Below are 8,218 nucleotides of genomic sequence, written 5' to 3'. Positions count from 1 at the left end.
GAGCCCCGGCATGAGTGCCTGATCTTCATATTTACCGTTGGTGGAGAGGATACCGCGTTCCCCCTCGGTGATAATGATGAACGGTTTGGCTAAAACGAGGAGCAAAATAAATCCGCCGATAACCCATAACATTCCCGCTTTTTGGCTGTTTAGATTAAAATCGAATTTTGGCGGTTTTGGAGCCTGAAAGCCCCCCCCTCGTTGTTCTTCTTTTTTCTTTTTATTGAAATAGTCGTTCATATCACTTGCCATGATTTTCCTTTTGCTATGATTTATACGCTATCGGAATACATCCCGATTAGCTACGTTAACACTGGGTTTACTTCGGCAGTAAGCCCAGTGTTTTTTTAATTTATATAGGTTAAATAGTGATCGTAATCTGGGTTTCGACCGCATACGATGTCGAAATAAGCGCTTTGGATTTTTTCGGTCAATGGCCCGCGTCCGCCTGCTCCGAGTACACGTGCATCGACTTCGCGAATCGGAGTAATCTCAGCCGCCGTTCCGGTGAGGAATGCTTCATCGGCTACGTAAATCTCTTCACGGGTGATTTTTCTGCGCGTAACTTTGATCCCCATGTTTTCCGCCATCTCAATAACGGTTTTTTGGGTAATCGACACGAGCGAGTTGTCATTTGGAGGGGTGATTAGTTCACCGTCTTTGATCAAGAAAAACGATGCCCCGCTCGCTTCGGCAACGTATCCCTCATCATCGAGGAGCAACGCTTCATCATACCCTGCTTCAACCGCTTCGAATTTCGCCATTTGAGAGTTGAGGTAGTTTCCGACCGCTTTGGCTTTACCCATGTTCGATTTGTTATTCGGACGGCTGAACGATGAGATTTTCAAACGGATTCCCCGTTTCATCCCCTCTTCACCGAGGTAAGCGCCCCATTCCCATGCGGCAACCGATACTTCGACCGGAGCTTCTTTGTGATAGACACCCATAACACCGTAACCGAGGTAAACGATAGGACGAAGATAGACATTTTCTCCGGTAAATTCGTTGGCACGCAAGAGTTCGATTTGCGCCGCATTGAGTTCCTCTACAGTGTAAGGGACCGTAATAAGGGTCATTTTTGCCGATTCGATCAGACGTTTTGTGTGGTCGTTCAGACGAAAAATGGCATACCCTTTTGGGGTTTTATACGCTTTGGTCCCCTCGATTGCGCCGTTACCGTAGTGCAGTGTGTGGGAAAGGACGTGAATCTTTGCTTCACTCCACGGAAGCATTTTGCCGTTCATCCAAATATATTTGGCTTCATTCATAGGGAAGATCTCCAAAAGAAAAATTGGGAGATTTTAGCGCAGTTGTGATTTAAGGTATATTAAGAGCGAGGAGTTCCCGCAATCGCGGGAAGCATTTAATGTGAGGGTGTACCGTTCATCCAAATATATTTGGCTTCATTCATAGGGAAGATCTCCAAAAGAAAAATTGGGAGATTTTAGCGCAGTTGTGATTTAAGGTATATTAAGAGCGAGGAGTTCCCGCAATCGCGGGAAGCATTTAATGTGAGGGTGTATTGATCATCCAAATAGAGAAAACATCGAGATAATCCCAAAACGATTGGATGTATTCAGGATTCACCCCTTCTGCTTCGAGCGGAGGGAGGAGTTCAGCATAAAACTCAAGCCATCGGCGGCGTCCGTGCTCATCGATACGAAACGGTGCGTGGCGACCTACCATACGAGGTTCCCCACGGCTTTGGGCAAAAAAGTCGGGTCCTCCGCAGATTTGGATGAGAAAGTCGGCGGCGTGTTTTTTGGCAGCTTCAAAATCTTCATCATCGTTAACGGGAAATAAAAATGCGATATCACTGTTGCGGATCATCTCGTAGTGATCATCAATGAGGCGGCGAAAACGCTCTTCGCCGACTTGGAAGTAGAATCCCGGGTGGGGTTTGGTGACGGGAGGGCGTACCCCTAAAACACCGTCGGTAATTTTAAGTTCCATGTAAGATATCCTCTGTGTAATTTTGGGACATATTTTAAAGATATTGAGGAAAAAGAATGCTTAAAAACATCTTTATGATATTTATTTTAGTAATAATAAGTATAATTGAAACATAATTTCAAAAGTTTTGAATTTCCAAATTATAGCATAACTTAATTATACACAAGGGAGAAGGATGATGAGAACTCCAAAAGAGATTCTTACGGAATGGATGGATGCCGTTAATCATGGTGACATTGAGGCTCTTTTGTCTTTATATGATGAACATGCTGTTTTAATTCCGACGTTTTCCAATAAATTGCCGAATACACCGGATAAGCTTCGTGAATATTTTGAAAAATTAGGAAGTCGTGAGGGGTTAAGTATTGCGCTGCATGAAAAAACATTGCACGTTCAACGTATCAATGAGAGTGTGTATGCATTGAGCGGTATCTATAACTGGCGTTTTGATGTTGAGGGAGAGATGCTGAATTTTGAAGCTCGGTTTAGTTATATTGTAGATATTTCTAAGTCAAGACCAATTATGCAGCATCACTCTTCTCAAGTACCGCGCATGGTATAGTACAGGTAATCAGAGTATCATCAATAAAAAAGTGAAAACCAAAAATAAAGGGTAAAAATGAAATTTGTTTCGATTGTTATGGGCAGTAAGAGTGACTATGAAGTGATGAAATCGTGTGCTGAAACTTTGGAATCTTTCGGTGTTCCTTATGAATTGATTATTTCATCAGCTCACCGCTCGCCTGAGCGAACCAAGAATTACATCGAAGATGCCGAAAAAAAAGGGTCACAGGTTTTTATCGCAGCAGCCGGAATGGCAGCCCATTTGGCTGGAGTATTGGCATCTAAAACGACTAAACCTATTATCGGCGTACCGATGAGTGCATCGGCACTTAGTGGTATTGATGCTCTTCTTTCGACAGTACAAATGCCTGCTGGAATGCCGGTTGCCACAGTTGCTATCGGAAAAGCCGGAGCGATAAATTCAGCTTATTTGGCCATTCAAATTTTAGCGCTTCAAAATGAAGAACTGCATCAAAAACTTCTTGAAGACAGAGTTGCGAAAGCGCAACAAGTTGAGACGGATTCGTTAGGAATAGAAACTAGACTCTAATATAGAGATGAAAGTTTCGAGATAAAAATACCATAAACCAAGGAAAGAGTATGCTGCAAGATTTTTCAATGGTTGAAGATAATGCTCTTTCAATTGACCTTTTTTTGAAAGAGAACTGCACAAACAGAGTAAAGCCTACGATTTTAAGAGATGTAAAAACAGAAGCATTACTTGTTTTTGCCCGAACGGCGCTGGAGAGATATTTTTATCAAGTTGAAGAGAGTGCGTGCGAGCTATCGGTTGGAACAAAGGTCGATACAGAGTATGTTTATGATACCTTAAGAGAGTTGAGAGACAAACTTCAAGAGAGTGTTGTGAATGTCGATTATTTGTTGACTTTGGCTAAATATGGCGATAAATATCCGCACCTCAAAAAATTAGCCAAATTCGAAGAGCCGTTGAAAGATTATTACAATGCTATGGCGAAAAAAGTGGTGAGCCATTTTTCGGACAAACCTTCCTTTATCCCTGAATTTTTAGTGATTTGTATTTTAAGTCATTGGATACTTGAAGAGGAAAAATCGATACATCACTATCCGTTTTTGAAAGAGATCGATTTTGCGCTCTTAATCGATAAATTTGAAACCAATAGAGGTTTTTTTGAACAGAATAATGATGGAATTATTGAAGATATGCATAACGTAGCCGTCGGTATTGTCGAAAAGCTCAAGGATAAAAAATACAAAGCGAATCCTAAAAGGGTCTCTAAGGTTCGAAGTAAGAAAAAATAACACCTAAGCTTTTTATGTCATGATTTGTATAATTTCCAATATTTTTTAAATGGAGTGAAGGATGGATGCACACGTTTGGATGGGATCACGTCAAGTTGTACCGCAAAGTTACACCGAGCGTCTTAGCCCGTATGACGGGCGTGTCGTTTCGCGTGCGGCGCAGTGCAGTGCCGAAGATGCAAACGAGGCTTTGAAGATTGCTCAAAAAGCGGCAAAACAAGCTAAAAAAATTCCACTCCATCAGCGATGCGCATGGCTGTTGGATGTTGCCTCTAAACTCCGTGAACAGCGTGAGGAGTTTGCCAAAGTATTGTGTGACGAAGTAGGTAAACCGATCACGTATGCCCGAATCGAAGTGGATCGATGTATCGAGACGATCACCCTCTCCGCCGAGACGATGCGAACCATGCATGGGGAGACAATCAACACCGACGCGATGAGTAGCGGACGTAAGGCTCACGCGTATTGGCGCAGAGAAGCGGTTGGCGTTATCGTAGCGATTACTCCGTTTAATTTTCCTCTCAATCTCGTTGCCCATAAACTGGCACCTGCTCTGGTTGCGGGAAATGCAGTTGTCCTCAAACCAACTCCCGAAGCGCCGTTATGTGCGTATAAACTGGCAAAACTTTTTATCGAAAGTCCTTATGCCATCCCTGATGCCCTGAGTGTCGTGTACGGCGATGCGGAAGTGGGAAGCGCGCTGGTCGGCAGTGATATTCCCCGTGTTATCAGTTTTACGGGATCGGTGGGGGTTGGCAATATCATTACCCGCACTGCGGGGATCAAAAAAGTCTCGCTTGAACTTGGCGGCAATGCGGCAACGTACATCGATACCAGTGCCGACCTCGACTATGCGGCAGAGCGTTGTGCTATCGGGGCATTTGTCAACTCGGGGCAAGTGTGTATTTCGCTCCAGCGTATTTACGTAAATAGCTCTATCTACAATGAATTTGCTCTCAAAATGGCAGAGGCAACGACGAAACTTATTGTCGGTTCACCGTATAATGAGGATACATTTTTAGGTCCATTAATTAACGATGAAGCGGCAGAACGTGCAATGAGTTGGGTAGAAAATGCGATGGAAGAGGGGGCGAGCCCGCTAACTCCCCCACACCGTGAAGGACGGATTTTTTATCCGTGTGTGATGGCAGACGTACATGAGTCGATGCAGATCGTATGCGAAGAGGTATTCGCTCCCATAGTCAGTCTGGTACGGGTGGATGGAATCCGCGATGCAATAGAGCGGATGAATAATTCTCCGTACGGATTGCAATTCTCGGTTTTCACCAATAATCTCTCTCATGCGACCCAAGCAATCGATGAACTCGAAGCAGGGGGTGTGGTGATCAATGATATGCCGACGTTACGTTTTGACATTCAGCCCTACGGCGGTGTGAAGCTCAGTGGTGTCGGACGTGAGGGACCTCGGTTTGCTATCGAAGAGTTTAGCGAAATTAAATCCATAGTAATTTTATAAAAAGGTAGTAATGATGTTAGAACTAGAAACTGTAGCCCCCGATTTTTGTTTAAGTAACCAAGACGATGTAGAGATTTGTTCACGCGATTTACGCGGGAAATGGATTGTCCTCTATTTTTACCCGAAAGACTCAACTCCGGGTTGTACTACCGAAGCATGTGAATTTAGTGCTGCACAGGATACGTATGATGATATGGGGGCGATTATCCTCGGGGTGAGTGCGGACAGCACGAAATCTCATCGTAATTTTATCGAGAAACAAAGCCTCGATATTACCCTTCTTAGCGATCCGACCACGCAGATGATGCAAGATTACGGTGTATGGGCAATGAAAAAGAACTACGGCAAAGAGTATATGGGAATTGTCCGATCAACGTACATCATTGATCCAAAAGGGATAATCAAAGCAGCATGGACAAATGTCAAAGTAAAAGATCATGTGGCACAAGTTAAAGAGGAATTGGCGAAACTGGTGGGATAACTTCTGTCATTGCGGACTTGATCCGCAATCTTAGATCCTGAATCAAGTTCAGGATGACGAGAGATTTAGAATTTGTAGCGAATATAAGCTCGAATATCTTGAGCTTTATCGACAACCATAGAGCCGGCACCTGCTCCAATGGCTTCACTCATACTCATCGGAGTTCCTGTTGTACTTCCGAAGAAACCGTTACTTCCGGCATAATCATAATCGATATACGTATAGCGGAGTTGGAATGTGAGGATGTCATCAACCAACGGTTCTGTGAAATAAAGCTCATAGGCATCCCCGCGAGCGGCGATTTTAGATCCGATCAAAGTGTCTTCTCCGTACGTAATCGGACGCCAGTAGTTCGAACCGTGGTTAAACTCAGCTCCCCAGCGTCCCTCATCGGTGAGGAGTGATGGAAATTGGGTACCGATCCAGTAGCTGTATCCGGTTTGACTGTCGGTTGATCCCAGCATACCCCCTTTGCCTTCATAAGGATCAGTTTTTGACATCGCACCACTGACAAAGAAAATTGTCTCATCCAAGAAATCATTAATACCGTCACCGATTCCATTCACCATCGCAAAAGCAGTCGCTGTGTGGAGGCCTCCAACGGTTTTCATTCTAAAGTCTGTTGTACTGGCAGTTATTTGATCAATTAAATTATTGGCATAGGTATATTGGAATCCCGTACTGTATTGTTTATCGTCGTATGGAACCACAATAATTCCAGCCATATCAACATCATTGGTTGTCGCATCATTTCCGCTGTAAGGTGAAGACCCAAATCGCGGTTCAGCATTGCTCATCCCTCGGCCAAGACAGAGTTTAAAGTAGGAGCCATCCAGCCCGATCAGCTCTTCGGTACCGAATTTTGCACTGGCACCGTCAAATTCGACATTGACGGTGTGCGCAAGTGGAGAAGAAGCTTTTACATCATCCCGCAAATTGACGAGATGCCCCTCGGTAGATGGACGGCGACCGATACTGACGGTCCATGGAACATCGGCTCCCATAAACTCATCGTCTTGGTAAAAGAAATAGGCAGATCGTACACGAAGGGTGTCATCGTATGCCGCTTCGCTGCTGATCCAGTCAAAACCTTCCATTCCTGCCGTATTGGAATCAACCATAGAACGCTGACCGAATGTTTTGTTATAAGCAAGTTGCCCTGTAAAACTAAGATTTTTGGTAGCTGCATAGTTCATATTTAACCATAGGCGATTCGAGAGTAGAGCATCGTTTTCTTGTTTGCTTCCATCGGCCATTTTGTAGTGGAGATTATCCACGCTGGTACGGAAATCAACTCCGAATTTGAGGTTGTTGCCATTGGTTTTTTTGTTTAAATCGTCGAGTTGATCTTGGATCTCTTCGAGTGTTTCGTTAAGCTTGCCGGCACTTGCGACCTCTTTTTTATCATCAGCAGCAACAGGGGAAGAGAGTTGAGTACTCAATTTAGAGTTTTCGGCTCGGATGGCATTGAGCTCAGCTTTGAGTGCTGCCATCTCTTTTTCCATCTTTTCAAACCGTTGCATCAATGCGTCGTCTGCGAATGCGCTCGTAGTGAGCAGTGCGGCAGCGACAACAGAACCTAGGATTCGTTGTGTCATCATTTCTCCTTATTTTTAATGCCTGTGCATTGTTGGAACTGATATTAACAAAAATTATATAAAAGTAATTTGAATAAGGCTATTTTGTGTGATAAAAAGGTGACGGTGCGGGTAATATTAAATACAGCTAAATTTAAGAGCTATTTCAGTATAATCCGCCCGATTTTCTCTCCTCTATTTGCAGACGTGGGAAAAAATTCGCAAGCGATCACGCAGTTCTCGTGCACCCGATGTCTCATCGGCTCTGTTAGCATTCGCCCAAGACAACGAAGAACAAACTATATTTTATACAGGAGTTATCACTATGGTAACAATGAAAGACCTTCTCGAATGCGGTGTACACTTCGGTCACCAAACACGTCGTTGGAATCCGAAAATGAAAAAATACATTTTCGGTGTTCGTAAAAACATTTACATCATCGATCTTCAAAAAACATTGCGTTATTTCCGTAATGCGTATCAACAAGTGGTTGATGCTGCGGCTGAGGGCAAAACTGTCCTTTTCGTAGGAACTAAAAAACAAGCTCGTGTTGCGATCCGTGATGCAGCTGAAAAATGTGGAATGCCATACGTTGACAACCGCTGGTTGGGTGGAATGTTGACTAACTTCCCGACGATCCAAAAATCAATCCGTAAACTTGATATCATCGAAGAGATGCAAGCAAACGGACAAATCAACCTTTTGACTAAAAAAGAAGCGTTGATGATGAATCGTCAAAAAGAAAAATTGATTGCATACCTCGGCGGTATCCGTCATATGAAAACTTTGCCTGATTTGATGTTCGTTATCGATGCGGTAAAAGAACACATCGCGGTTCAAGAAGCGCGTAACCTTGGAATCCAAGTTGTTGCTCCTCTTGATAC

9 protein-coding genes and 1 pseudogene are annotated in these 8,218 nt (G+C 43.7%); 6 read left to right on the top strand and 4 right to left on the bottom strand.

Annotated elements, in window-relative coordinates:
- From A3G19_RS04575 to A3G19_RS04565, 3 genes and pseudogenes are all read right to left on the bottom strand, one after another.
- Nucleotides 1–252, bottom strand: a pseudogene (locus tag A3G19_RS04575) (prohibitin family protein); the annotation flags it as partial.
- 95 nt (nt 253–347) lie between these two features.
- Complete coding sequence (locus A3G19_RS04570) at nt 348–1,268, bottom strand: branched-chain amino acid transaminase (protein ID WP_015652634.1); 921 nt, start codon at nt 1,266–1,268, stop codon at nt 348–350.
- Nucleotides 1,269–1,506: 238 nt separating this feature from the next.
- On the bottom strand, nt 1,507–1,953 hold the full coding sequence (locus A3G19_RS04565) for a hypothetical protein (RefSeq protein ID WP_015652635.1): 447 nt from the start codon (nt 1,951–1,953) through the stop codon (nt 1,507–1,509).
- Nucleotides 1,954–2,128: 175 nt separating this feature from the next.
- On the opposite strand from A3G19_RS04565, the gene A3G19_RS04560 reads away from it, so the two are divergent.
- From A3G19_RS04560 to A3G19_RS04540, 5 genes are all read left to right on the top strand, one after another.
- On the top strand, nt 2,129–2,515 hold the full coding sequence (locus A3G19_RS04560; protein WP_041192364.1) for a nuclear transport factor 2 family protein: 387 nt from the start codon (nt 2,129–2,131) through the stop codon (nt 2,513–2,515).
- Between the two features lie 57 nt (nt 2,516–2,572).
- Entirely contained in the window at nt 2,573–3,067 is a 495-nt protein-coding gene (purE, locus tag A3G19_RS04555; RefSeq protein WP_015652637.1) for a 5-(carboxyamino)imidazole ribonucleotide mutase, read from the top strand.
- Between the two features lie 50 nt (nt 3,068–3,117).
- Nucleotides 3,118–3,798, top strand: a complete 681-nt coding sequence (locus A3G19_RS04550) for a hypothetical protein (RefSeq protein ID WP_015652638.1) — start codon at nt 3,118–3,120, stop codon at nt 3,796–3,798.
- A 61-nt stretch (nt 3,799–3,859) separates the two neighbouring features.
- Complete coding sequence (locus tag A3G19_RS04545) at nt 3,860–5,275, top strand: aldehyde dehydrogenase family protein (protein ID WP_015652639.1); 1,416 nt, start codon at nt 3,860–3,862, stop codon at nt 5,273–5,275.
- A gap of 13 nt (nt 5,276–5,288) precedes the next feature.
- The gene (locus A3G19_RS04540; protein ID WP_015652640.1) at nt 5,289–5,756 is read left to right on the top strand and encodes a peroxiredoxin; all 468 of its coding nucleotides are present in this window, start codon (nt 5,289–5,291) and stop codon (nt 5,754–5,756) included.
- 65 nt (nt 5,757–5,821) lie between these two features.
- Here the strand turns inward: A3G19_RS04540 and A3G19_RS04535 are convergent, their stop codons facing one another.
- Nucleotides 5,822–7,354: a DUF3373 family protein gene (locus A3G19_RS04535; RefSeq protein ID WP_294870805.1), complete on the bottom strand. Its 1,533-nt coding sequence runs from the start codon at nt 7,352–7,354 to the stop codon at nt 5,822–5,824.
- Between the two features lie 304 nt (nt 7,355–7,658).
- On the opposite strand from A3G19_RS04535, the gene rpsB reads away from it, so the two are divergent.
- A partial coding sequence (gene rpsB, locus A3G19_RS04530) for a 30S ribosomal protein S2 (RefSeq protein ID WP_294870803.1) occupies nt 7,659–8,218 on the top strand: 560 nt, incomplete at its 3' end.

It is taken from the genome of Sulfuricurvum sp. RIFCSPLOWO2_12_FULL_43_24, assembly GCF_001829605.1.
Taxonomy (GTDB): Bacteria; Campylobacterota; Campylobacteria; order Campylobacterales; family Sulfurimonadaceae; genus Sulfuricurvum.
The sequence above is the reverse complement of the archived record's forward strand: the minus strand, read 5'-3'. Positions and strand labels throughout refer to the sequence as shown.